The following is a 24,219-nucleotide window of genomic DNA, read 5'->3' on the forward strand; positions in this document are numbered from 1 at the left end:
CCCTGCGGGTTCTACGACTTGATGTACGGCTTGCCGCTGGCGGCAGGACCCCGGATCTGTCCGGCGAACCCGGCGACCGCGAGCAGCGTGACCACGTACGGCAGCATGAGCATGAACTCGCCGGGGATCGGCGTCTTCAGGATCGAGAGCAGGTTCTGCAGGTTCGTCGCGAATCCGAAGAGCAGGGCGGCGAGCGTCGCGCGGATCGGGTCCCAGCGTCCGAAGATCACCGCGGCGAGGGCGATGAAGCCGAGCCCGGCCGTCATCTCCTTGCCGAACTGCGGGACCGAGACGAGGGTGAAGTACGCGCCGCCGATGCCGGCGATCGCGCCCGCGAGCAGCACGTTCCAGAACCGCGTCGGGTTGACCCGGATGCCGACCGTGTCGGCCGCCTGCGGGTGCTCGCCCACGGCGCGGAGGCGCAGGCCCCACTTGGTGCGGTACAGGCCCCACGCGACGACGGCCACGGTGATGAACATGAGGTACACGATGAAGGTCTGGTTGAAGAGCACCGGACCGATGATCGGGATGTCGCTCAGCACCGGGATCTCGATGCGGGAGAAGCGCACCGGGGTGTTCAGTTCGGCCTCGTTCGGGGCGAGGAGCGCGCCGTAGAGGAAGCCCGTGAGGCCGGTGACGAGGACGTTGAGGACGACACCGACGATGACCTGCTCGACGAGGTACTTGATCGCGAACGCCGCCAGCACGCTCGCGACGAGAACGCCGCCGATCATGGCGCCGATGAGGCCCACGAAGGCGTTGCCGGTGATGCTGGACAGGAGCGCCGCCGAGAACGCGCCGAGGAGCAGCTGCCCCTCGATGGCCACGTTGACGACACCGGCCCGCTCGCCGATGACACCGCCGAGCGCGCCGAACACGAGCGGCACCGACAGCGACACCGCACCGAACAGCAGGCTCGTGACGGGGACGAGACCCCCGGCCGCGGCCCAGACGAGGAACGCGAAGACGGCGAGCACGCCATAGGCGACGATGAGCCAGATCGACGGCGCCCGGTACGTCCATGCCCGGAGGAAGGCCCCGACCGTGAGGACGACGAGCACGGCGAAGACGACCCAGAAGGTCGGCGCGGTGGGCAGCCCCACGTCGGGGAGCTCGAAGGCCGACGTGCGGTCCCCCAGGCGGAAGGTGCTGATACCGCTGCGCGGCACGGCGAGGAAGAGCACCGCCAGCAGCGCGGTGACGACCGCGAGGCTGATCGGCGCCTTGAGGTGGCGCTCCCGGACGGTGGCGAGCTGCACCGTGCCGTCGGCGGCTTCGGTCTGCACGAGCGACATCATGCCGTCACCGCCTTCTTCGCGGCCTTGGCTCTCGCCTTGGCCGCCTTCTCTGCGTCGGACTTGGGGAGGAAGAACACCGTGCGCAGCAGCGGCGGCGCAGCGATGAACAGCACGACGAGCGACTGCACGACGAGCACGATGTCGACGGGGATGTCCTGCGCCTGCATCGAGAACGAGCCCGCTTTGAGGGCACCGAACAGGATTCCGGCCGCGAAGGTCCCCCAGGCGCGGCTGCGCCCGAGGAGGGCGACCGTGATGGCGTCGAAGCCGATGCCGGCGTCGATGGTCTCGGTGACGCCGGTGGTGACGGCGCCCTGGAGCTGGTTCATCCCGGCGAGGCCGGCGAGGGCACCCGCGAAGAGCATCGCGTAGACGTAGACGCGCTTGACGCTGATGCCCGCGGCGCGAGCGGCGTGCGGGTTCTCCCCCACCGCGCGCATGCGCATGCCCAGCGAGGAGCGCTCGATGAGCCACCACACGAACACCGTCGCGATGACCACGATGACGAAGCCGAGGTCGAGCAGCGGGAACTGCGGGCCGAGCAGGGTCGGGAACTGCGCGCTCTCCGGCGTGGCCGAGCCGAGCGCCTGGTTGGTCCCCGGCTTCTGCAGGAGCCCGGGCGTGCGGATCATCCACAGCAGCAGGTAGTACGCGATGTAGTTGAGCATGATCGTGAGGATCACCTCGTGCGCGCCCGTGCGTGCCTTGATGAGACCGGCGATGCCGCCCCAGAGCGCCCCGCCGGCGATACCGGCAAGCAGCGTGACGGGGAGGTGGAACCAGATCGGCAGGTCGAGGTTGAAGGTCAGCAGGGCCGCGATCGCGACGCCGACGAGCATCTGACCGCGGGCGCCGATGTTGAACAAACCGACGCGGAAGGCGAGCGCGACGCCCAGACCTGCGGCGATCAGCGGAGCCGCGAAGCCCAGCGTGTTCGTCAGCGGACGGATCTGCGCGGCGAAGTCGGCGCCGCGGGCGTTGAAGATCGCTCCGCGGAACAGCGCCTCGTAGCCGTTGTAGACCGCGTTCCAGGCCGCGACGAACGTGTCGCTCGGCTTGGCGAAGAAGTACCCGGAGGCCTTCTGCACGTCTTCGTTGGTGAAGGCGATGAGGATGCCGCCGACGATGAGCGCGAGGACGATCGCCAGGATCGTCGTGACGGCGCTGCCGCGGAGGATCTCCTTGAGGACGACGTTGCCGCGCGGAGGCGGGGGTACCTCGTCCGCGAGGCCCGTGCTGGGCGGGAGCTGCTCGGGAGGCAGCCCCTTCGTGACGTCTCCTGCACCGGGTGTCGCGCCGCTCACGCGGTCACCTCCGCATCGGCCGCTCCGGCCATCATGAGTCCGAGTGTCTCCCGGGGCGTGTCACCGGGGACGATGCCGACGATGGTGCCGCGGTACATGACCGCGATCCGGTCGGCGAGGGCGGCGACCTCGTCGAGCTCGGTAGAGACGACGATCACGGGGATGCCCGCGTCCCGCGTCTCGATGATGCGCTTGTGGATGAACTCGATCGAGCCCACGTCCACCCCGCGGGTCGGCTGCGCCGCGACGAAGAGCCGCAGTTCGCGGCTCATCTCGCGGGCGATCACGACCTTCTGCTGGTTGCCTCCGGAGAGAGTGCCCGCGGGAGTGTCCGGGCCCTGCGTGCGGATGTCGTACTCCGCGATGCGCTCCTTGGCGAAGTCCTCCAGGGCGCCGCGGCGCAGCGTCCCGGCCCGGCTGAACGCGGGATCGTCTGAGCGGTCGAGGATGAGGTTCTCGGCGACCGAGAATCCGGCGACGAGGCCGTCCTCGGTGCGGTCCTCCGGGACGAACCCGACGCCGGCGTCGAGGATGCCGCGGACGCTCTTGCCCACGAGCTCGGTGCCGTCGAGAATGATGTTCCCCTCGACGCGTGCGGCGAGGCCCACGATGGCCTCGACGAGCTCGGTCTGGCCGTTGCCCTGCACACCGGCGACGGCGAGGACCTCGCCGGGTCGCACGGTGAAGTCGACGTCGTCGACGACGATCGCTCCGGTGGCGGTGAGCACGCGGAGGTTGCGGACCTCCAGGCCGCCCTCGCCCAGCCGCGGAGCCTCCTTGTGCACGGTCAGCTCGACCGCGCGGCCGACCATCAGCGAGGCCAGTTCGGCGTTGGTGGCGGTCGGCGAGGCCTCCCCCACCACCCGACCGAGCCGGACGATCGTGATGCGGTCGGCGACCTCGCGCACCTCGCGCAGCTTGTGCGTGATGAAGACGATCGCGGTGCCCTCGTCTCGGAGCTGGCGCATGATGGCCATGAGCTCGTCGGTCTCCTGCGGCGTCAGCACCGCGGTCGGCTCGTCGAAGACGAGGACCTTGGCGTCGCGGGACAGCGCCTTGATGATCTCGACGCGCTGCTGCACACCCACCGGCAGGTCGCCGACGACGGCGTCCGGATCGATGTCGAACCCGAACCGCGCGGCGACCGCGCGCACGTGCTCGCGGGCCTTCGCGATGTCGAGCGTGCCGAGGCCCTTGGTCTGCTCGTGCCCGAGCATGACGTTCTCGGCCACCGTGAACACCGGCACGAGCATGAAGTGCTGGTGCACCATGCCGATGCCGGCGGCCATCGCGTCGCCAGGGCCGCGGAAGTGCTGCACGACGTCGTCGAGGAGGATCTCGCCCTCGTCGGCCTGATACAGGCCGTAGAGCACGTTCATCAGCGTCGACTTGCCTGCGCCGTTCTCGCCGAGGAGAGCGTGGATCTGACCGGGTTCGACCACGAGATCGATGTGGTCGTTCGCCACGAGGCTGCCGAATCGCTTGGTGATGCCGCGAAGTTCGAGCTTCATATCTGCACCTTATCCAGAAGAGTCACCGAGGAGAATCGTCGCCGCCCACAGTGCGGGGCGAGTGGCAGCCTGCGCCACTCGCCCCGTGCTGGGTACGGCTCCGACTCAGCGGGTGGGAGAGTTCTCGGACTCCACCGTGATGTCACCGGAGATGATCTGCTCCTGCAGAGCGGACAGCTCGTCCGTCAGGCCCTCGGGCAGGTCTGCCTCGAAGTCGCCGAAGCCGGAGAGCTTGACGCCCTCGTTCTCGAGCGTGCCGATGTAGGGCTCCGGGTCGAACTCGCCGGCGGCGGCCGCGAGCGTCGCGTCGCGGACGGCCACGTCGATGGCCTTCATGATCGAGACGAGCGTGATGTCGGCGACGCTGGGGTCAGCGACGGCGAGGTCGCTGTCGACACCGAGCATCAGCGTGTCCTTGCCGCTGTCGTTGATCGCCGCTGCGGCGCTCTGGTAGACCGGGCCGCCGACGGGGAGGATGACGTCGACGCCCTGGTCGAGCACGCCCTGGGCGGTCTGCTTGGCCGTGTCGTTGGCGTCGAAGCCACCCGTGAAGGAACCCTTCTGGGTCTCGGCGTCCCAGCCGAAGACCTGGACGTCGGCCGACTTGTCCTCGTTGTACTTCTCGACGCCGAGCTGGTAGCCGTCCATGAAGACCGCGACCGACGGGATCTGCATGCCGCCGAAGGTGCCGACCTTGTTCACACCGGCCTCCGCGGACCAGGCGGCCGCCGCGTAGCCACCGAGGTAGGCGGCCTGGGCGGTGTCGAAGACGAGGGGCTTGATGTTCGGCGCGTCGGTGGTGCCGTCGAAGTCGTTGTCGGCCCAGTCGTCGATGATCGCGTAGTCGATGTCGGGGTTCGCGAGCGCGGACTCGACCGTGGCGGCGGACAGCTTGAAGCCGACCGAGACGATGAGCGAGCAGCCCTCGGAGACGGCGGTCTCGAGGTTCGGCGCGTAGTCGTTGTCGTTCGCGGACTCGAACTCCAGCGGCTTGATGCCGAGCTCGTCGGCGGCGCTGTCCATGCCCTCCTTGGCCGACTGGTTGAACGACTTGTCGTTCCAGCCGCCGGCGTCGGAGATGAGGCAGGGCTTGAAGTCGGAGTCGACGGGGGCGGATCCGCCCTCGGACTCGTCGGTCGGCGCCTGACCGCAGCCGGCAAGAGCGAAGACGACACCGGCGGCGACCGTCGCGCCGAGCAGCTTCTTGGTGGTGGAGATGGTCACGGATGCCTCCCTCAACGAACCCGCGGCCATCGCGGATCGATCAAAGTTACCTAGTGTTTCGACGTTCGTGCACGTCGGCCCCGGGCGGCCGGGCCAATGGTTACAAAGCTGAAATCAACCCTGCCGATGAGCACGGACCGATGCTCATCAGAGCACGTCGCCCTGTCCGTTGAGTTTCAACGACTCCACCACGCCCTTCACCCGCTGCGCGTTCTCGACCGTCGTGACCAGGAGCGCGTCGGGGGTGTCGACCACGACGATGTCCTGCACGCCGACGAGGCTGATCACGCGGCTGGTCTGGCTGACGAGGATGCCGCTGGCCGCGTCGGTGAGCACCCGGGCGCGGGGTCCGAGGACGGCGAGGTCGTTCTTGCGGCCGTTCGTGATGAGCTTCGTCAGTGACGCGAAGTCCCCCACGTCATCCCAGTCGAAGTGCCCGGGGACCACGGCGAGGCGCCCGCGCCGCGCCGCCGGCTCCGCGACGGCGTAGTCGATCGCGATCTTCTTCAACCGCGGCCAGATGCGGTCGACGGCCGGCCCGCGGAGCTCCCGGTCGTCCCAGGCCTCGGCGAGCTCGAGCAGACCGGCGTGCAGAGCAGGCTCGTTGGCCGCGAGCTCGTCCAGCAGGACGCTCGCCTTCGCGATGAACATGCCCGCGTTCCACAGATAGGTGCGCTCGGCGAGGTAGGCCTTGGCCGTCTCCAGATCCGGCTTCTCGACGAAGCTCTCGACGAGGGCCGCCTCCCTGGCGCGCTCGACGACCAGCTCCGGCCCCTTCTTGATGTAGCCGAAGCCGACCGCCGGCTCGGTCGGCGCGATGCCGATCGTGCAGATGTAGCCCTCCCTCGCGACCTCGACGGCGTCGCGGACGGCGAACTCGAAGACCCGCGTGCCCCGGATGACGTGGTCGGCGCTGAACGAGCCGATGATGACGTCCGGGTTGCGCCGGTGCAGCACGGCCGCCGCCAGCCCGATCGCCGCCGCGGACTCGCGGGGCTCGGATTCCAGGAAGACGTTGAGGTCGGCGATCCCCGGCAGCTCCGCCTCCACCGCCGCCCGGTGCGCGCGCCCGGTGACCACCGCGATCCGGTCCGGACCGGCGAGCGGCTCCAGACGGTCCCACGTGTCGCGCAGCAGCGAATGCCCGGACCCGGTGAGATCGTGCAGGAACTTCGGGGCGTCCGCCCGGGACAGCGGCCACAGCCGACTGCCGATGCCGCCGGCAGGGATGACCGCGTAGAAGTCTTCGATCGGCTCGCTCATGCAGGCCAGCGTAGCGGCGGGTCCGACTTAGGCTCCCCTTCGTCGCCCGGGGCGTCCGCGCGGGAATAGGATGGACACCGATCGGGCGTGCCTGACCCTCCTCCAGGCCAGATGTGGACGAAGCAGCGCACGCGACCGAAACACATCGATCCAGGGAGGACGACCGTGTCCACAAGCGCTCGCTTGACACCGTCGATTTCGGAAACCACGTCCAAGACCCCCCGCGGCACCCTCTATCGGGGTCGCGAAGGCATGTGGTCGTGGGTGCTTCACCGCATCACCGGAGTCGCCATCTTCTTCTTCCTGTTGGTGCACGTGCTCGACACGGCGCTGATCAGGGTGTCGCCGGAGGCGTACGACGCGGTCATCGGCACATACAAGAACCCGGTCATGGCGATCGGCGAGGTCGTCCTCGTGGCGGGCATCGTCTTCCACGCCATGAACGGCCTGCGCATCATCGCCGTCGACTTCTGGTCGAAGGGCGCCAAGTACCAGCGCCAGCTCTTCTGGGGCGTGCTGCTCGTGTGGGGCGTCATCATGGCCGGCTTCGTCCCGCGCCACCTGATGCTCGCGTTCGCCGGCTTCGGAGGAGGACACTGATGACCGCCCAGACCGTCGCCGCTCCCGCCCGTCGCCAGCGCGGCGTCAACCTCGAGAAGTGGGGCTGGGTCTTCATGCGCGTCTCGGGCGTCGTGCTCGTCGTGCTGATCTTCGGCCACCTCTTCGTGAACCTCATGGTCGGCGAGGGCATCCACGCCCTCGACTTCGCCTTCATCGCCGGCAAGTTCGCCACCCCGTTCTGGCAGTGGTGGGACGTGCTGATGCTCTGGCTCGCACTCATCCACGGTGCCAACGGCATGCGGACGATCGTGAACGACTACGTGACCAACCCGACCGCGCGCAAGGCGCTCGTCTGGGCCCTCGGCCTGGCCGCGGGCCTGCTCATCCTCCTCGGCACCCTGGTCGTCTTCACGTTCGACCCGTGCCTGGGTGTGACCGAGTCGAGCACGCTGTGGGAGACCTGCCAGGCGCAGGGCTAGAAGAAGAGGCAAACGAGAAGTGACTACCCAGACGCAGGATTCCGTCGTCCGTGACGGCGTGCACTACCACCAGTTCGACATCGTCATCGTGGGCGCCGGCGGCGCCGGCATGCGGGCGGCCATCGAGGCCGGCCCCGGCGCGAAGACGGCCGTGATCTCCAAGCTGTACCCGACGCGCTCGCACACCGGTGCCGCGCAGGGCGGTATGGCGGCGGCCCTCGCGAACGTCGAGGAGGACTCCTGGGAGTGGCACACCTTCGACACCGTGAAGGGCGGCGACTACCTCGTCGACCAGGACGCGGCGGAGATCCTCGCGAAGGAGGCCATCGACGCGGTCATCGACCTCGAGAACATGGGTCTCCCCTTCAACCGCACCCCCGAGGGCAAGATCGACCAGCGTCGCTTCGGCGGTCACACGGCCGAGCACGGCAAGACCCCGGTCCGCCGCGCCTGCTACGCCGCCGACCGCACCGGTCACATGATCCTGCAGACGCTGTTCCAGAACTGCGTCAAGCTCGGCATCAACTTCTTCAACGAGTTCTACGTGCTCGACCTCATCACCGTGAAGGACGCGGCGGGCGCGACGCAGATCGCCGGCGTGGTGGCCTACGACCTCGCCACGGGCGAGCTGCACGTCTTCCAGTCCAAGGCCGTGATCTTCGCGACCGGCGGTTTCGGCAAGATCTTCAAGACGACCTCCAACGCGCACACCCTCACGGGCGACGGCGTCGGCATCGTCTGGCGCAAGGGCCTCCCCCTCGAGGACCTCGAGTTCTTCCAGTTCCACCCGACCGGCCTCGCCGGCCTCGGAATCCTCCTCACCGAGGGCGCCCGCGGCGAGGGTGCGATCCTGCGCAACGCCTCGGGTGAGCGCTTCATGGAGCGGTACGCCCCGACGATCAAGGACCTGGCGCCCCGAGACATCGTCGCGCGCTGCATGGTCCAGGAGGTCGCGGAGGGACGCGGCGCCGGTCCTCACAAGGACTACGTACTGCTGGACTGCACGCACCTGGGCGCCGAGGTGCTGGAGACCAAGCTCCCCGACATCACCGAGTTCGCCCGCACCTACCTGGGCGTCGACCCGGTCGTCGAGCCGGTCCCCGTCATGCCGACCGCGCACTACGCCATGGGCGGCATCCCCACCAACAACAACGGCGAGGTGCTCGCGGACAACGACACCGTCGTCCCCGGCCTGTACGCTGCCGGCGAGTGCGCCTGCGTCTCGGTGCACGGCGCCAACCGCCTCGGCACGAACTCGCTGCTCGACATCAACGTGTTCGGCAAGCGGTCCGGCCGCAACGCCGTCGAGTACGTCAAGACGGCCGAGTTCGTCCCGCTGCCGGAGAACCCCGCCGGGTTCGTCTCCGACATGCTCGAGGGCCTGCGCAACAACCAGGGCACCGAGCGGATCGCGGTCCTCCGCAAGACGCTGCAGGACGAGATGGACAAGGGCGCGCAGGTGTTCCGCACGCACGAGTCGCTGCAGCACGTCCTCGGCGTGATCGCGGAGCTCCGTGAGCGCTACAAGAACGTGCACGTCGACGACAAGGGCCACCGGTTCAACACCGACCTGCTCGAGGCCGTCGAACTGGGCTTCCTGCTCGACATCGCCGAGGTCGTCGTCTACGCCGCACAGAACCGCGAGGAGAGCCGCGGCGGACACATGCGCGACGACTTCCCGAAGCGTGACGACGAGAACTACATGAAGCACACCATGGCGTACCTCACGGGCGACCCGCACTCCTCCGACCCGAGCGACCACATCAAGCTCGACTGGAAGCCGGTCGTCTTCACCAAGAACGACAAGGGCGAGTTGAACTACCCGCCGATGGAGAGGAAGTACTGAGCATGTCGAACGCCATCGCCGAAGCGCCGGCCGAGACGACCGAAGACACCGGGATCCAGTCCTTCATCGTCACCTTCAACATCCGCCGGTTCGACCCCGAGGTCGACGCCGAGCCGCACTGGGTCGACTACGACGTGGAGCTCTACTCCACCGACCGCGTGCTCGACGCCCTGCACAAGATCAAGTGGGAGGTCGACGGCTCGCTGACCTTCCGCCGCTCCTGCGCCCACGGCATCTGCGGTTCCGACGCCATGCGCATCAACGGCCGCAACCGCCTGGCCTGCAAGACGCTGATCAAGGACCTCGACATCTCGAAGCCGATCTACGTCGAGGCCATCAAGGGCCTGCCGCTGGAGAAGGACCTCGTCGTCGACATGGAGCCGTTCTTCGCGTCGTACCGCGAGGTGCAGCCGTTCCTCGTCGCGAACTCCGTGCCGGAGAAGGGCAAGGAGCGCACGCAGTCCATCGCCGACCGCGAGATCTTCGACGACACCACCAAGTGCATCCTCTGCGCCGCGTGCACCTCGTCGTGCCCCGTGTTCTGGACCGACGGCCAGTACTTCGGTCCGGCCGCGATCGTCAACGCGCACCGCTTCATCTTCGACTCGCGCGACGACAACGCCGCGGTGCGTCTCGACATCCTCAACGACAAGGAGGGCGTCTGGCGCTGCCGCACGACCTTCAACTGCTCCGAGGCGTGCCCCCGCGGCATCGAGGTCACCAAGGCCATCGCCGAGGTCAAGCAGGCAGTCCTCCGCGGGCGTCCCTGACGCGCCGGCACAGGCAACCACGCGAGAACAGGCGGTCCCGGACGGGGCCGCCTGTTCTCGCGTCTGCGCCTGTTCTCGCGGAGGCAGGCCGGGCGCGCGAGGGCGGGTCCCGCGCTTGGGTAGGGTGGGGGCGTGTCCGAGCCTGGTTCGGCGACCGACGGTCGCCTCGATGCCGCGGTCGAGCGCGCGACCGCGCTGACCCGGCGCACCCTCGGCCTCTTCCCGGTGCGGGTGTGGCGGCACTTCCTGCAGCACAACGGCTTCCTGCTCGCCGCCGGGGTGAGCTATCAGGCGCTGTTCGCCATCTTCGCCGCGATCTACCTCGCGTTCGCCATCGCGGGCCTCTGGCTCGGCGGCAGTGAGGAGGCGGTGAACGGCCTCATCGACATCATCAACAACTACATCCCGAACCTCATCCTCGACGAGGGCGGCGTCTTCACTCCCGCGCAGGTGCAGGAGATCGCCTCGAACACCAGCGGGTTCCTCGGAATCACCGGTCTCATCGCCCTCGGCACGGTGATCTGGACCGCGATCGGGTGGGTGACCTTCTCGCGGCGGGCCGTGCGGGACATCTTCGGCCTCGAGCCCGACCGGCGCAGCTACCTCCTCCTCAAGGCGCGCGACCTGCTCGCCGCCCTGATCTTCGGCGTTGCGCTCATCGTCGGCTCCGCACTGAGCTCGGCCAGCGCCGCGGTCCTCAGCTGGGTGCTGTCGCTGCTGGGCTGGGATGCCGGCTCCGACGGCCTCAACATCAGCATCCGCATCGGCACCGTCCTGGTGTCGTTCGTCCTGCTGACGGGAGCGCTGGCGGCGATGGTGCGCTTCCTCACCGGCACCTCGCTGCACTGGAGCACGATCTGGCCGGGAGCCCTCCTCGGCGGCGCGGCCATGACGGTGCTGCAGTTCGGGGTCGGGTTCCTACTGAGCTACACGCCGTCGAACCCGCTGCTGGCGACCTTCGCGATCTTCGTCGGACTGCTGCTGTGGTTCCGGGTGAACGGGGTGGTCATGCTCGTCGCCGCGTCGTGGATCGCCGTCGCCGCCCAGGACCGCGACCTCCCGCTCCTGCTGCCGACGGAGGCCGAGCGGCGGGTGGCGGAGCACGCCACGCTGCTCTCCGCGGCACGGATCCGACTGCGCGACGCCCGCGCCGCGCGCGACGGGGCCCCGTGGTACCGGAGCTGGGCGGCCGGACACGCCGTCCGCGCGGCGGAGGACGAGGTCGCGCGACTGGAGGCCTCCGCTCCCCCGCCCGCGCCTCCGACCTCCCCTCTCGCGCAGCGCCTGCTCTCCGAGCTCGATCACCGTCAGAACCGCGATGTCGGCGGTGCTCGTTAGGCTGGAGGAATGCCTCACCTGCGTATCGCCTCGGTCAATGTCAACGGGATCCGGGCGGCCGCCCGCAACGGGATGAGCACGTGGCTGGACGCCGCAGACATCGACATCCTCACCCTTCAGGAGGTGCGCGGGCAGGACGAGCACATCGAGGCCGCCCTCCCCGGCTGGACCTTCGTGCACGACGAGGCCACGGCCAAGGGGCGCGCGGGCGTCGCGATCGCCAGCCGCCTCCCCGCGCTCGCCTCCCGGGCGGACTTCGGCCCGGAGGACTTCGACTCCAAGGGGCGCTGGATCGAGGCCGACTTCCTGATCGGCGACCGTCCGCTCACCGTCGTCAGCGCCTACGTGCACTCCGGCGAGGCCGACACCCCCAAGCAGGACGAGAAGTGGAAGTTCCTCGACGCGTTCGAGGCTCGACTGGCGAGCCTGAACACCGACGGCGCCCTCGCCCTCGTCACCGGCGACCTCAACGTGGGGCACCGCGAGCTCGACATCAAGAACTGGCGCGGCAACCGCACCAAGGCCGGCTTCCTGCCGCGCGAGCGCGCCTACTTCGATCGCTTCCTCGGTGAGGCCGGGACATCGGTCACCGGCGTCGACGGCTCGGTCGGCACGGGCCTGGGCTGGGTCGACGTCGGACGTCGCTTCCACGGCGAGGTGGACGGGCCGTACACCTGGTGGTCCATGCGCGGGAAGGCCTTCGACAACGACTCGGGATGGCGCATCGACTACCACCTGGCCACGCCCGCTCTCGCCGAGCGCGTGCAGGCGTACCACGTGGCCCGTGCGGCCGCGTACGACCAGCGCTGGAGCGACCACGCGCCGGTCGTCGTCGACTACACCTACTGACCCGGTTCCGGCCGCTCGGAGGGCGACGGATCCGACTCCCGGTACCATCCGCGGTACTCCAGCACGGTGCCGAGCACGGGGTTCACGGCGCGCATGTCGATCGTGCGCCGGCGGTGCTCGGCGTCCCAGCCGTCGACGAGGTCCACGCGCACGCCGAGCGGTCCGGGCAGAGCGAACCGCCGCCCGAACAGCCGCAAGGCGACCCGGACGGTACGCATCCGCAGGAAGCCCTCCGCCGTCACACTGCACTCCTCGATGAGCTCCACGCGGCCACGGGCGCCGAGGAGATTCCGCACCAGCCCCGGCCGCACGCTCACCGTCAGCCGGTCCACGATCCGTGCCGTCCGACCGGGGAAGAGGAACTCGCGGGTGGAGTCGAGCGTCGCGCGGCCCGTCGCCGCGCGCCCGGTCGTCGTGCGCAGCACGAACGGCACGTCCCGCCCCGACGTCGGCACCAGCAGCCCCGGTCCCACGATCGGACGAGCGAGGGCCGCCCAGCGGCCGAACCGGCTCCCCGCGACCGCGAACACGCCCTCCGCGTGCCCCGCCGAGACGGGAGCACGGTACTGCGCGAGGATCTCGGGGTGGAGGCGCTCCGCCTCCGTGCCCAGGGCGTCGAGGAACACCTGTCCGCGTCTCAGGGGCATGCCGTCCGTCATGACGTCAGCGTAGGGGATCCGACGGCGCCGGGCACCGCGGCGCGGGCGCATAGGATTGACGGGTGAACAAGCCTCGCCTCTACTCCGGAATGCAGCCCTCCGCCGACTCCCTCCAGATCGGCAACTACATCGGCGCGCTCCTGCAGTGGCGGGAGCTCCAGACCTCGTATGACGCGTTCTTCTCCGTCGTCGACCTGCACGCCCTCACGGTCGCCCCGAACCCGGCCGAGCTGCGCGAGAAGACCCGCCGGACCGCCGCGCAGTACATCGCCGCGGGCATCGAGCCGTCGCAGTCGACGCTGTACGTGCAGTCGCACGTCCGTGCGCACGCCGAGCTCGCCTGGATCCTCAGCACGATCACCGGCTTCGGCGAGGCCGGACGCATGACCCAGTTCAAGGACAAGTCGGCCCGCTACGGCGCTGATGCGACCAGCGTCGGCCTCTTCACCTACCCGGTACTCATGGCCGCCGACATCCTGCTGTACCAGACCGATGTCGTGCCGGTCGGAGACGACCAGAAGCAGCACGTCGAGCTCACCCGCGACCTCGCGGAGCGCTTCAACTCGCGGTTCGGCGAGACCTTCACGGTGCCCGTCCCGGTCATCCAGAAGGAGACGGCGCGCATCTACGACCTGCAGAACCCGACGGCCAAGATGTCGAAGTCGGCCGAGAGCGACGCCGGTGTGCTGTGGATGCTCGACGACCCGGCGAAGTCGGCGAAGAAGATCATGCGCGCGGTGACCGACAACGAGGGCACCGTGCGGTTCGATCGCGAGGCCAAGCCGGGCGTCTCGAACCTGCTCACCATCTACGCCGCGCTGACCGGACGCCAGATCCCCGCGATCGAGGACGAGTACGCGGGCCGCGGATACGGCGACTTCAAGAAGGGCCTCGCCGAGGTCGTCGTGGAGGAGTTCGCTCCGGTGCGCAGCCGTGCCCTCGAGCTCCTCGACGACCCGGCGGAGCTGGACCGGATCCTCGCCGAGAACGCCGCCCGCGCCGACGCCGTGGCCGATCGCACGCTGTCCGACGTGTACGACCGCGTCGGACTGCTGCGCCGGGTGTGAGCCGCGGCCGAGCCTAGGATGACATCGTGACCGACCCGCAGCTTCCCCCTCCGCCCGGCGCCGTGCCGCCCCTTCCCTCGGTCCCGCAGGAGCCGGTATCCGGTGCGGTCCCGCCGCCCGCGTATCCGTCGACACCGCCGGCCGCTCCGGCGCCGTACCCGCCCGCGTATCCGCCGGCACCCCCTGCCGCGCCTCCCGGCGCGTATCAGGTGCCTGTGGGCGGCTACGCGGCACCGTCCGGCTCGTACACCGCACCAGATGCCGCGCCGAAGCCCTCGGGGTTCCTCGGCCTGCTCGCTCTCGGCCTCTCGATCCTCGCGGCCGTCGTCATGCCGATCATCGGCGGCGTCAGCGCCTTCGAGGTCGGCCGCCGCATCCCGCAGGGCGTCAGCGGCTCCACGAGCGATCTCGGGTTCCTGTCCCCCGCGCGGGACCAGGTGCTGTGGACGGAGCTGTCCTTCTGGGCCGGCACGGTGTTCGGCATCGCCGCGATCGTACTCGGCATCATCGCGATCCGCCGGAAGCGGGGGCGCGGAGCGGGCATCGCCGCGCTCATCGTCGCCGTCCTCGGCGCGATCATCTTCTTCGTCGCCGTCTTCACCGCTTTCGCCGTCGGCGGGGCGGCGGGGTACGCCACCTTCACCACCTGACGCGCCGCGCGCGCCGGAACCTCAGCGGGGGGCGTGGTGCTTCTGCTGTGCGGCGAGCAGTCCTTCGTCGACGAGGAGCTCGACGGCGTCGGCCGCGTCGCCCACGAGCAGGGGCAGGTTCGCGCGCTCGTCCTTGCCGAACGGGGAGAGCACCCAGTCGGCCGGGTCCTGACGCCCCACCGGGCGACCGATGCCCACGCGCACCCGGGGGAAGTCCGGGCTCGTGAGCGCTCGCGCGATGTCGCGGACGCCGTTGTGCCCGCCGTGGCCTCCCCCGGTCTTGAGCTTGACCGTGTCGAACGGGATGTCCAGCTCGTCGTGCACGACGACCACGTGATCGAGGGGGACGGAGTAGAACCGGGCGAGCGCCGCGACGGGCGTGCCCGAGACGTTCATGAACGTGTTCGGCTTCGCGAGCACGAGCTTGTCGGCGCCGGGGCGGAGCCAGGTCTCCACGACCCGCGCGCCCCCCTTGTGCTCCCGGAAGCTCTCGCCGCGGCGGGCTGCGAGCTCGTCGACGACCATCTGGCCGATGTTGTGGCGGGTCGCCTCATAGCGGGGTCCGGGGTTGCCGAGACCGACCACGAGCCAGGTCGCTGCCATTCCTCGTCCTCTCTCGCCGGAGCCGTCGCCCCGGTCAGGATACGACGGAGGGGACGCGATCCGATCGCGTCCCCTCCGTGATGAAGCAGGCGGAGATCACTCCGCGGCGGCCTCCTCGGACGCCTCGGCGGCACCCTCGGCGGACTCGCCCTCGGTCTCCTCGTCCTCGACCGGAGCGGCCGGGACGGAGATGGCGACCACGAGGACCTCGGCGTCGGTGAGGAGCGTCGAGCCCTTCGGGAGGGTGACGTCGGCGGCGGTGATGTGCGCGCCCTCCTCGAGACCCTCGACCGAGACCTCGATGTTCTCGGGGATGTGCGTGGCCTCGGCCTCGACCTGGATGGTCGTGGCGTCGAGGTTGACGATGGTGCCGGGGGCCGGCTCGCCGGTCACGACGACGGGGACGTCGATGGCGACCTTCTCGCCCTTCTTCACGACCAGGAGGTCGATGTGCTCGATGATCTGGTGCACCGGGTCCTTCTGCACGTCCTTGACGAGGGCGAGCTGCGAGGTGCCCTCGATGTCGAGGTCGAGCAGCGCGTTGGCGCGGCGGATGATCAGGGAGACCTGGTGACCCGGCAGCGCGACGTGCACGGGCTCGGTGCCGTGGCCGTAGATGACCGCGGGGATCTTGCCGGCGGCGCGCAGACGACGGGCGAAGCCCTTGCCGAAGCTGCTGCGCAGCTCGGCGTGGACCGTGGTGTCTTCAGACATGAGGTTCTCCTTCGGGCACGCAGCGAAGGCGCCGCGCGGTGGTCTTGGAATTGTGGACTCGAACGCGGACGCGTGAGGAAAGCCACCGGGCTTGCTTCGCCGCGTCGATCACGGACGTCCGCGCACGCGCAGAAGCGTCCCTCGCCGAGGTACGACTCCATGGTACCGGATGACCCGATAGGCTGAGGACACCGGTCCCCTCTGCAGAAATTCGGAGTACCTCCATGCTCGACGCCGCGTTCCTCTCTCACGTCCTCCTCTGGGTGATCGGCGCCATGTCGCTGTGCGCCGCCGTCGCGACCGGCGCCGCCCTGTTCTCCCTCGGCCGCTCGGGCTACCGCAAGGACTGAGCGTCCCCCGGCGCTCTCGTGATCGCGATGAGCGCCTTCCGGATCGCCGCCACCTCGCGCCTCAGCGGAAGCGCGGCATCGACGCGGAGCCCGACCTCGTCGTCCCGCAGCGGTTCCCACTCGTCGAGCTGGGAACCGAGCAGCGAGGCCGGCATGAAGTGATCGGGCCGATCGCCCAGCCGTCGTGCGAGCGTCTCCCGTGCCACGCCGAGCTCGACGAAGACGGCGTCCGGTGCCTCCGCCCTGATGGCATCCCGGTAGTGCCGGCGCAGCGCCGAACAGGCGACGACGATGCGCGTCTCGGCGGCGAGCGTCCGTCCGACCACGCGGAGCCACGGCATCCGGTCGTCGTCGTCGAGAGGGATGCCCGCCGCCATCTTCTCGACGTTGGTGAGCGGATGCAGGTCGTCCCCGTCCACGAAGCGCGCCCCGAGCTCCTCGGCCAGCGCCGCGCCCACCGTCGACTTCCCGGAGCCGCTGGGCCCCATCACGACGATGCGCACGCTCATGCCCGTCGCCTCCCGGCTCAGTAGAACTCGACCGTGTCGACCACTGCACGCAGCTCCCGGCCGTCGAGCAGCCGGGTGGCGTTCTCGGCGAACCTCCGTGCGATGCGCTCCTCCTCCTTCGAGCTCAGAGCCGCCGTGTGCGGGCTGACGAGGACGCGGGGGTGTGTCCAGAGCGGCGAGTCGGCGGGCAGCGGCTCCTGCTCGAAGACGTCCAGCCCGGCGAAGCCGACGCGGCCGTCATCGAGCGCGGCGAGAAGCGCCGTCTCGTCGACGACGCTGCCGCGCCCGACGTTGGTGAGGATGGCCCCGGGCTTCACGGCCCGGAGGACCTCCTCTCCGATGAGGTGCCTGGTCTGCTCCGTGCCCGGCAGCGTGACGACGATCGCGTCGACCTCGCCCACCGCGTCCACGAGCTCGTCGGGCGCGATGAGACGGTCGACGCCCTCGACCGCGCGGCCGGAGCGGCTGGTTCCCCACACCCGGGCGCCGAGCGCGTGGAAACGGCGGGCGCACTCCGCGCCGATCCCGCCGAGTCCGACGACGAGCACGGTCATCTCGTCGACCTGACCCATCTCCCAGCGGTCGGGCCAGGTGCGCTTCCGCTGGTCGTCGAGCAGCCGCGGGAGGCCCTTCGCCCCGGCGAGCACCGCGAAGAGCGCGAACTCGGCCAGCGTTCCGCCGTGGACGCCCGCGCTGGTGGTGAAGACGATGCGGTCGAGGTCGGCGCGGTCGAGTCCCGCCGCCTTGACGGTGCTGCCGCCCCCGGCCGCCGTGGTCATGACCCAGCGCAGTCCCGGATTGGCGGATACCGTCCGCGCCAGCGCCTGCGGGTCGACATCGGGGATGCCGAAGAGCACGTCCGCGGAGTCGACGAGATCGTCGAACGCGCGCTGCTGTTCCGGGGTCCGGCTGAACTCCGGGTCTCCCGACCAGTCGGCAGGGCCGCGCATAGGAGGCACGAGCGCCGCATCGTGGACGACCTCGAGCCGCGGCTCGAGCTCTTCGATAAGCCCGCACAGCTCCTCCGCCAACGGCACCGCGACGACGGCGCGGACCTTCTTCTCGGACTCCGTCACGACCGACTCCCTCCAGCTCCTGTGCTCTCCTCAGCGTAGAGGTCCCGAGCGTCCCGGCCGCCCGGCACCGCGGACGATGACCGGGTCGCGTCACGGGTGCGCCTCGATCCGCCCTACAGCGATACGCTGAACTCAACCCTTCTTCACGATCGAGGAGCCTTCCGTGCCCGAAGCATCAGCGAACATCGGAGTCGTCGGACTCGCCGTCATGGGGTCGAACCTCGCCCGCAACCTCGCGAGCCGCGAGGGCAACACCGTGGCGATCTTCAACCGCAGCTACGAGAAGACGCAGACCCTCCTCGACGAGCATCCCGAGGCGGGCTTCATCCCGGCGAAGACCTACCAGGAGTTCGCCGATTCGCTGCAGAAGCCGCGTACCGCCATCATCATGGTCAAGGCCGGAGCTCCGACCGACGCCGTGATCGACTCCCTCGTCGAGGTCTTCGAGCCGGGCGACATCATCGTCGACGGCGGCAACGCCTACTTCCCGGACACCATCCGCCGCGAGAAGGCCGTCCGCGAGACCGGCATCAACTTCGTCGGCGCCGGCATCTCCGGCGGCGAGGAGGGGGCCCTCACCGGCCCCTCGATCATGCCGGGCGGCTCCGACGAGTCCTGGGTCACGCTCGGGCCCATCCTGAAGTCCATCGCCGCGGTCGCCGAGGGCGAGCCCTGCGTGACGCACGTCGGCCACGACGGCGCCGGCCACTTCGTCAAGATGGTGCACAACGGCATCGAGTACGCCGACATGCAGCTCATCGCCGAGGCGTACGACCTCATCCGGCGCGGCACCGGCAAGACGCCCGCGGAGATCGCCGAGATCTTCGCCGAGTGGAACCGCGGCGAGCTGGAGTCGTACCTCATCGAGATCACCGCCGAGGTGCTGCGGCAGGTCGACGCGTCCACCGGCAAGCCGCTGGTCGACGTCATCCTGGACCAGGCCGGCGCGAAGGGCACCGGCGCCTGGACCGTGCAGACCGCGCTCTCCCTGGGCGTGCCGGTCTCGGGTATCGCCGAGGCGACCTTCGCCCGCTCCCTCTCCTCGCACCCCGAGCAGCGCGCGGTCGCCGCCGCGCTTCCCGGCCCGGACGAGGAGTTCACGGTCCCGGCCGACGAGGTCGACGCGTTCGTCGAGGACGTCCGCCTGGCGCTCTACGCCTCCAAGATCGTCGCCTACTCGCAGGGCTTCGACGAGATCCGCGCCGGTGCCGCCGAGTACGGCTGGAACATCGATCTCGGTGCGATCTCCAAGATCTGGCGCGGCGGCTGCATCATCCGTGCACAGTTCCTGAACCGGATCGCGGACGCCTACGCCGAGACCCCCGACCTGCCGGTGCTGATGACGGCTCCGTACTTCGCCGAGGCGCTCACCCGCGGCCAGGCGGCATGGCGCCGCGTGGTGGTCACGGCGGCGCAGTCCGGCATCCCGGCTCCCGCCTTCTCGTCGTCGCTGTCGTACTACGACGGCATCCGCGCCGACCGCCTCCCGGCCGCTCTCGTGCAGGGCCAGCGCGACTTCTTCGGTGCGCACACCTACAAGCGCATCGACAAGGAGGGCACCTTCCACACGCTGTGGTCGGGCGACCGCTCCGAGATCGAGGCCGAAGACACGCACTGACCTCGGGTCTTCGAAGGGCCGGGCACCGCAGGGTGCCCGGCCCTTCGTGCGTCAGACGAGGATGTTGTGGTTGCGGCGGAACACGTTCTGCGGGTCCCACTGCGCCTTCACCGCCCGCAGACGCTCGTAGGCGTCGCCGTCGTACATCCCGGACACCGCGTCCGGGCGCTCGCGGTCGACGAAGTTGCTGTACTCGGCGAGGCGGCCCCCGACGATCCGCTGCGCGTCGGCCGCGGCCTTCTCGCGCCCCTGCTCGTCGAGTAGCCCGGGGACGTCGAAGGCACCGGCCATGACGAACCAGGTCGCGGTGCGCGCCGGGAAGGCCGTCTCCTCCTGCGGTACGTCGCCGAACGCCCCACCGAGGGACCGGAGGAACACGACCGAGGCGGGGTACTCCCGCCGATAGGCCACCAGCCGATCGATCGTCTCGTCGTTGAGATCGGCGACGAGACCGTTCCCGCCGAGGAACCCGGGAGGGGCGGGGGCCTCGCCGCCCTCGGGCTGCGGCATCTCCATCAGGATGTCCCGGTAGGCGGGCTCGGTGATCTCCGTGGTGACACCGTCGAGCGCGGTGATCGGCGCGAGTTCCACGCGCAGCGCTTCCGGGTCGGGCCCCGCCCACACGGCGGTCAGCCGGGCACCGGCCGGCGCACTCGGGTCCATGGGCGGCACGTCCATGTACGTGACGGTGAGCTCGCTCGGGGCGTCGCGGAGGAGTTCGCGCGCGGCCCGGAGCACGGCGGTCGCGTCGCCCTCGACGACGGACTCGGCCAGCGCGATCCCCGGCAGGCGATGCGCTTCGAAGTCGAAACGGGTGACGATGCCGAAGTTGCCGCCACCGCCGCGCAGCGCCCAGAACAAGTCGGGATGCTGCGTGGCAGACACCTCCACCACGTCTCCGCTCGCGGTGACGACCTGGGCGCCGACGAGCTGATCGACGGCGAGGCCCCAGGCGCGCACCATCCAGCCGATGCCGCCGCCGAGCGTGAGACCACCGACACCGACGCTGGCCGTGTCGCCGGAGCTCAGGGCGAGGCCGTGGCCGGCGAGGGCTGTCGCGACATCGCCCCAGACCGCACCGCCACCGATGCGCACGGCGGTGCCGTCGACCTCGATCGAGGAGAGCTCCCCGAGTTCGAGCCGCAGACCGGGAACGGAGGCGTGGGACCAGGGCCCGTGGCCGCCGGAGACGACGGTCAGGGGGACCGCCCCCTGCGCGGCGGCGCGGACGAGCGCGGCGACCTCGGAGACGGTGGAGGGACGGTGGACGGTGGGCTGTGCGGATTCGACGTGGTCGACCATGAGCACACGGTAGACCCGGGGTCGGACATCGCGGAAGAGGGGCGGCCCACCGTCCGCCCCTCCCCCGCGCCGCCCGCTATCGGGTGATGTCCCTCACCGTCCCCTGCGTCAGACGCAGCCGTTTCGTCGCCCGCCGCGCCACCGCGGAGTCGTGCGTGACGACGACCATCGTGATGCCCTCCGCGCAGAGTCGCTCCAGCAGGTCGAGGATCTCGTCGCGCATCCTCTCGTCAAGGTTGCCCGTCGGCTCGTCCGCGAGCAGCACCCGGGGGCGCTTGACGATCGCCCGCGCGATCGCGACACGCTGCTGCTGTCCGCCGGACAGCTCCGCCGGACGATGGTCTCCGCGGTCCGCCAGGCCGACGTGGGCGAGAGCGGCGGCGACCCGGGTGCGTCGTTCCGCCGGGTCGATGCCGAGCGGCTCCAGGGCCATGTCGACGTTCTCCGCCGCCGTCAGCGTCGGGATCAGGTTGAACCCCTGGAAGACGAAGCCGATCTCCTGCGCGCGGATCCGCCCCAGCTCCGACGACGAGGCCGACGACAGTTCACGGCCGTCCAGCTGCAGCGTCCCGGAGGTCGGGGTGTCGAGCGCCCCCAGCAGCTGCAGCAGCGTCGACTTGCCCCCTCCGGTCGGCCCCTGGATCGTGACGAAGGCGCCGGGCATGATCTCCAGATCGACGCCGGTGAGTGCCGTCACCGTCCGTCCCCTCCGCGTATAGGTGCGGGTGACGCCCGTCGCCCGGTACAGCGGGGTCGCCGCCGACGGGGCCGGAACGCGGGCCTCGGAATCCGTCATCGTGGTCATCTCGGTCTCCTTCTCTCCTGTGTGGTTCGCGACGCCGCTCATACGACGGACCGCAGGGCCTCGGCGGGGCTCAGTCGCGCCGCCCGCCAGCCTCCGAAGGCGCCGGCGACGAGCCCGCCCAGCACCGCGAGGCCCACGGCGGCGACGAGCACCCAGGGGGTCAGCGGTGCCTGCAGCACGATGTCGGTGGCGGTCTCCGCGCCCGGGGCCATGCCGCCGGGGCCACCGAAGCCGCCTCCTCCCTCCGGGCCTCCGCCGACGGCCGCGGAGCCGGCGGCCACGGTCGGCTGCGCGACGGTGATGATCAGGATCCCGGCGAGGCCGAGCACGAGACCTGCCGCTCCTCCGAGGAGTCCCTGCACCATCGACTCCCCGGCGACCTGACGCACGACGCGGCCGTTCGACCACCCCATCGCCTTCAGGGTGCCGAACTCGCGGGTGCGGCGGCCGACGCCGGAGAGGGTGAGGAGCACCGAGAGCAGCACGGCGACGGCGAGGACGATGATCGACAGCCAGGTGCCGAGGTTCGTGACGAGCGCCGTCGCGTTCGAGAGCGAGCCGGACACGGTCGCGGCGAGCTCGGACTGCGAGGAGACTGTGGCGTCGGGAAGCTCCTCCGCCAAGGCCGTCTGCACCTCGTCGATGGACGCCGCCGAATCCGCCTGCACGTACACCGTGGAGATCACGTCCTCCACCCCGGCCAGCTCCTGCGCGGTGTCGAGCGGGAGGTAGACATCCGCCGCGGTGTCTGCGGCATCGGACGCCGACGTGAGGAGGCCGACGACCTCGACGTCGGAGCCTGCGACGTCCAGGGTGTCGCCGACGGCGATGTCCGCGGTCGCGGCGTACGTGCTGTCGACGAGAGCGACGAGGTCTCCGCTGTCGTCGGCGTCCAGCCCACGCCCCTCGCCGATGTCGGCGGAGGCCAGCGGGCCGACCTCCGTCGCGGACGGGTCGATGCCGAGGACGGTGAACGAGTCGATGCCGAACGCACCGCCCCCGCCGCCCCCGCCGCCCTGCGGAGGCGCCTGGCCCTCCGCGGGCGCCTCGCCGCCCTCCGCACCGTCCTGCCCACCGAAGCCGCCGCTCGGCAGCTCGCCCGAGAAGGTCGAGTTCGTCAGGCTCAGCGCACCGGTCGCGGCGGCGACGCCGTCCGTACCGGCCACCGTGTCCAGCACCGCGGCATCGAGCGTCGTCCGGCCGAAGTCCGTGCGCAGGGTCGACTGCTCCAGGGTGGTGGTCTCGCCGTCGCTCTCCCCCGCGTCCTCGTCGAACTCGAACCGCGGCCCCGTCCCGTCGCCCGGTTCCGCGGCGGCACCCGTGACGGTGAGATCCGTCCCGACCCCGTACACCGCCGCGAGCGACTGCGCCTGGGCGACGCGCACACCGGTCGTCAGGGCGTTCACCACGATCACGAGTCCGATCGCGATCGCGAGACCGATGGCCACGATCGCCGTCTGCTTCTTGCGGCCCGCGAGTTCGCGCCGCAGATATCGTCCGTACATGTCTCTCCTCCCGCCGCGACGATCGCGGCGCGGAACCGACGCTAGGGACGGCCGTTATGCGGATTCGAGGGACGGATGATGAGGGTTCTATGAGGCGGACATCTCCCAGAGAACCCATAGCCCGCTCCATAGAAATCACATAGGAACTTCCGCAGAATAGAGGCATGACCAGCGACCTGCCCGAACTGCGCCGCCCCGACGGCTCCCCTCTGCGCATCCTTGCCGTGGACGACGAGCAGATGCTCACCGATCTGCTCGCCATGGCCCTGCGCATGGAGGGCTGGGAGGTGCGCACCGCCTCCTCCGGTCTCGAGGCGATCCAGGTCGCGAAAGAGTTCGAGCCGGACGCCCTCGTGCTCGACATCATGATGCCCGACCTCGACGGGATGGCCGTGCTCAAGCGCCTCCGCGAAGCGGGCAATCTCGTCCCCGTCCTCTTCCTCACGGCGAAGGATGCCGTGGGCGACCGCGTCGCCGGGCTCACCGCCGGGGGCGACGACTACGTGACCAAGCCCTTCAGCCTGGAGGAGGTGATCGCCCGGCTCCGCGCGATCATCCGGCGCACCGGACACGCCAGCGCCGACGACGGGCAGTCGATCCTCCGGGTCGCCGATCTCACGCTCAACGAGGACAGCCACGAGGTCGTCCGGGACGGCGTGGAGATCGAGCTGACCGCGACCGAGTTCGAACTGCTGCGCTACCTCATGCGCAACGAGCGCCGGGTGCTGTCCAAGGCGCAGATCCTGGACCGCGTCTGGAGCTACGACTTCGGCGGCAAGTCGTCGGTCGTGGAGCTCTACATCTCCTACCTCCGGAAGAAGATCGACGCCGGGCGCACGCCCCTCCTGCACACCGTGCGCGGCGTCGGCTACATGATCAAGGCCCCGCAGTGAGCGGAGCGACGGTGACGCGACGGCC

At 70.1% G+C, this 24,219-nt stretch carries 24 protein-coding genes; 11 read left to right on the forward strand and 13 right to left on the reverse strand.

The genetic code is table 11. The features are described from left to right. Positions 1-11: 11 nt before the first annotated feature. The 5 genes from IZR02_RS11475 to IZR02_RS11495 form a co-directional block, all read right to left on the reverse strand. Complete coding sequence (locus IZR02_RS11475; RefSeq protein WP_025105663.1) at positions 12-1,295, reverse strand: ABC transporter permease; 1,284 nt, start codon at positions 1,293-1,295, stop codon at positions 12-14. Further along, positions 1,295-2,602, reverse strand: a complete 1,308-nt coding sequence (locus tag IZR02_RS11480; RefSeq protein WP_025105662.1) for an ABC transporter permease — start codon at positions 2,600-2,602, stop codon at positions 1,295-1,297. The genes IZR02_RS11475 and IZR02_RS11480 overlap by 1 nt, the downstream gene beginning before the upstream one ends. After that, positions 2,599-4,113, reverse strand: coding sequence for an ABC transporter ATP-binding protein (locus IZR02_RS11485; protein WP_025105661.1), 1,515 nt, complete (start codon positions 4,111-4,113; stop codon positions 2,599-2,601). The genes IZR02_RS11480 and IZR02_RS11485 overlap by 4 nt, the downstream gene beginning before the upstream one ends. Before the next feature lie 105 nt (positions 4,114-4,218). Beyond that, complete coding sequence (locus IZR02_RS11490; RefSeq protein ID WP_025105660.1) at positions 4,219-5,337, reverse strand: BMP family lipoprotein; 1,119 nt, start codon at positions 5,335-5,337, stop codon at positions 4,219-4,221. 147 nt (positions 5,338-5,484) lie between these two features. Further along, a complete protein-coding gene (locus tag IZR02_RS11495; protein ID WP_025105659.1) occupies positions 5,485-6,600 on the reverse strand; it encodes a mannose-1-phosphate guanylyltransferase in 1,116 nt (371 codons plus the stop codon). Between the two features lie 165 nt (positions 6,601-6,765). Between IZR02_RS11495 and sdhC the strand changes: the two genes are divergently transcribed. The 6 genes from sdhC to IZR02_RS11525 all read left to right on the forward strand — a co-directional run bounded on the left by sdhC (position 6,766) and on the right by IZR02_RS11525 (position 12,443). Further along, positions 6,766-7,200, forward strand: a complete 435-nt coding sequence (sdhC, locus tag IZR02_RS11500; protein WP_081811659.1) for a succinate dehydrogenase, cytochrome b556 subunit — start codon at positions 6,766-6,768, stop codon at positions 7,198-7,200. Then, a complete protein-coding gene (locus tag IZR02_RS11505; RefSeq protein ID WP_025105657.1) occupies positions 7,200-7,640 on the forward strand; it encodes a succinate dehydrogenase hydrophobic membrane anchor subunit in 441 nt (146 codons plus the stop codon). Before sdhC ends, IZR02_RS11505 begins: the two co-directional genes overlap by 1 nt. Before the next feature lie 19 nt (positions 7,641-7,659). Beyond that, on the forward strand, positions 7,660-9,486 hold the full coding sequence (gene sdhA / locus IZR02_RS11510; RefSeq protein WP_025105656.1) for a succinate dehydrogenase flavoprotein subunit: 1,827 nt from the start codon (positions 7,660-7,662) through the stop codon (positions 9,484-9,486). Positions 9,487-9,488: 2 nt separating this feature from the next. Then, complete coding sequence (locus IZR02_RS11515) at positions 9,489-10,256, forward strand: succinate dehydrogenase iron-sulfur subunit (protein WP_025105655.1); 768 nt, start codon at positions 9,489-9,491, stop codon at positions 10,254-10,256. Positions 10,257-10,388: 132 nt separating this feature from the next. Continuing rightward, positions 10,389-11,594, forward strand: coding sequence for a YihY/virulence factor BrkB family protein (locus IZR02_RS11520; protein WP_025105654.1), 1,206 nt, complete (start codon positions 10,389-10,391; stop codon positions 11,592-11,594). A gap of 9 nt (positions 11,595-11,603) precedes the next feature. Continuing rightward, positions 11,604-12,443, forward strand: a complete 840-nt coding sequence (locus IZR02_RS11525; RefSeq protein WP_025105653.1) for an exodeoxyribonuclease III — start codon at positions 11,604-11,606, stop codon at positions 12,441-12,443. On the opposite strand, the gene IZR02_RS11530 is transcribed toward IZR02_RS11525, so the two are convergent. Next, a complete protein-coding gene (locus tag IZR02_RS11530) occupies positions 12,437-13,102 on the reverse strand; it encodes a DUF4166 domain-containing protein (protein ID WP_231729471.1) in 666 nt (221 codons plus the stop codon). The two genes, IZR02_RS11525 and IZR02_RS11530, sit on opposite strands and share 7 nt — an antisense overlap. 62 nt (positions 13,103-13,164) lie before the next feature. Here IZR02_RS11530 and trpS point away from each other — a divergent pair, with 62 nt between their 5' ends. Together trpS and IZR02_RS11540 are read left to right on the forward strand one after the other, a co-directional pair. Continuing rightward, positions 13,165-14,169, forward strand: coding sequence for a tryptophan--tRNA ligase (gene trpS, locus IZR02_RS11535; protein ID WP_217316476.1), 1,005 nt, complete (start codon positions 13,165-13,167; stop codon positions 14,167-14,169). A 26-nt stretch (positions 14,170-14,195) separates the two neighbouring features. Then, positions 14,196-14,819, forward strand: coding sequence for a hypothetical protein (locus IZR02_RS11540; RefSeq protein ID WP_025105650.1), 624 nt, complete (start codon positions 14,196-14,198; stop codon positions 14,817-14,819). Between the two features lie 21 nt (positions 14,820-14,840). Here IZR02_RS11540 and pth read toward each other — a convergent pair whose 3' ends face one another. Further along, the gene (gene pth, locus IZR02_RS11545) at positions 14,841-15,422 is read right to left on the reverse strand and encodes an aminoacyl-tRNA hydrolase (protein ID WP_025105649.1); all 582 of its coding nucleotides are present in this window, start codon (positions 15,420-15,422) and stop codon (positions 14,841-14,843) included. A 96-nt stretch (positions 15,423-15,518) separates the two neighbouring features. Then, entirely contained in the window at positions 15,519-16,136 is a 618-nt protein-coding gene (locus tag IZR02_RS11550; protein ID WP_025105648.1) for a 50S ribosomal protein L25/general stress protein Ctc, read from the reverse strand. A gap of 224 nt (positions 16,137-16,360) precedes the next feature. On the opposite strand from IZR02_RS11550, the gene IZR02_RS18025 reads away from it, so the two are divergent. Next, positions 16,361-16,486 carry a hypothetical protein gene (locus IZR02_RS18025; RefSeq protein WP_255218687.1) on the forward strand — a complete coding sequence of 42 codons (126 nt, stop codon included), beginning with the start codon at positions 16,361-16,363 and terminating at the stop codon, positions 16,484-16,486. Here IZR02_RS18025 and IZR02_RS11555 read toward each other — a convergent pair. Beyond that, entirely contained in the window at positions 16,471-16,995 is a 525-nt protein-coding gene (locus IZR02_RS11555) for a gluconokinase (RefSeq protein WP_025105647.1), read from the reverse strand. The genes IZR02_RS18025 and IZR02_RS11555 overlap by 16 nt on opposite strands. A gap of 17 nt (positions 16,996-17,012) precedes the next feature. Beyond that, on the reverse strand, positions 17,013-18,071 hold the full coding sequence (locus tag IZR02_RS11560; RefSeq protein WP_025105646.1) for a D-2-hydroxyacid dehydrogenase: 1,059 nt from the start codon (positions 18,069-18,071) through the stop codon (positions 17,013-17,015). A 163-nt stretch (positions 18,072-18,234) separates the two neighbouring features. Between IZR02_RS11560 and gndA the strand changes: the two genes are divergently transcribed. Next, positions 18,235-19,689, forward strand: coding sequence for an NADP-dependent phosphogluconate dehydrogenase (gene gndA, locus IZR02_RS11565; RefSeq protein ID WP_025105645.1), 1,455 nt, complete (start codon positions 18,235-18,237; stop codon positions 19,687-19,689). 51 nt (positions 19,690-19,740) lie between these two features. Here gndA and IZR02_RS11570 read toward each other — a convergent pair whose 3' ends face one another. The 3 genes from IZR02_RS11570 to IZR02_RS11580 all read right to left on the reverse strand — a co-directional run bounded on the left by IZR02_RS11570 (position 19,741) and on the right by IZR02_RS11580 (position 23,301). Next, positions 19,741-20,991 (reverse strand): FAD-binding oxidoreductase, encoded by a 1,251-nt coding sequence (locus IZR02_RS11570; protein WP_025105644.1) that lies wholly within the window; start codon positions 20,989-20,991, stop codon positions 19,741-19,743. Between the two features lie 76 nt (positions 20,992-21,067). Continuing rightward, positions 21,068-21,787 (reverse strand): ABC transporter ATP-binding protein, encoded by a 720-nt coding sequence (locus IZR02_RS11575; RefSeq protein WP_197426482.1) that lies wholly within the window; start codon positions 21,785-21,787, stop codon positions 21,068-21,070. A gap of 47 nt (positions 21,788-21,834) precedes the next feature. Further along, positions 21,835-23,301: an ABC transporter permease gene (locus tag IZR02_RS11580; protein ID WP_025105642.1), complete on the reverse strand. Its 1,467-nt coding sequence runs from the start codon at positions 23,299-23,301 to the stop codon at positions 21,835-21,837. A 164-nt stretch (positions 23,302-23,465) separates the two neighbouring features. On the opposite strand from IZR02_RS11580, the gene IZR02_RS11585 reads away from it, so the two are divergent. Continuing rightward, on the forward strand, positions 23,466-24,194 hold the full coding sequence (locus tag IZR02_RS11585; protein ID WP_025105641.1) for a response regulator transcription factor: 729 nt from the start codon (positions 23,466-23,468) through the stop codon (positions 24,192-24,194). Positions 24,195-24,219: the final 25 nt, after the last annotated feature.

Origin of the sequence: Microbacterium paraoxydans (genome assembly GCF_019056515.1) — a bacterium.
Classification (GTDB): Bacteria; Actinomycetota; Actinomycetes; order Actinomycetales; family Microbacteriaceae; genus Microbacterium.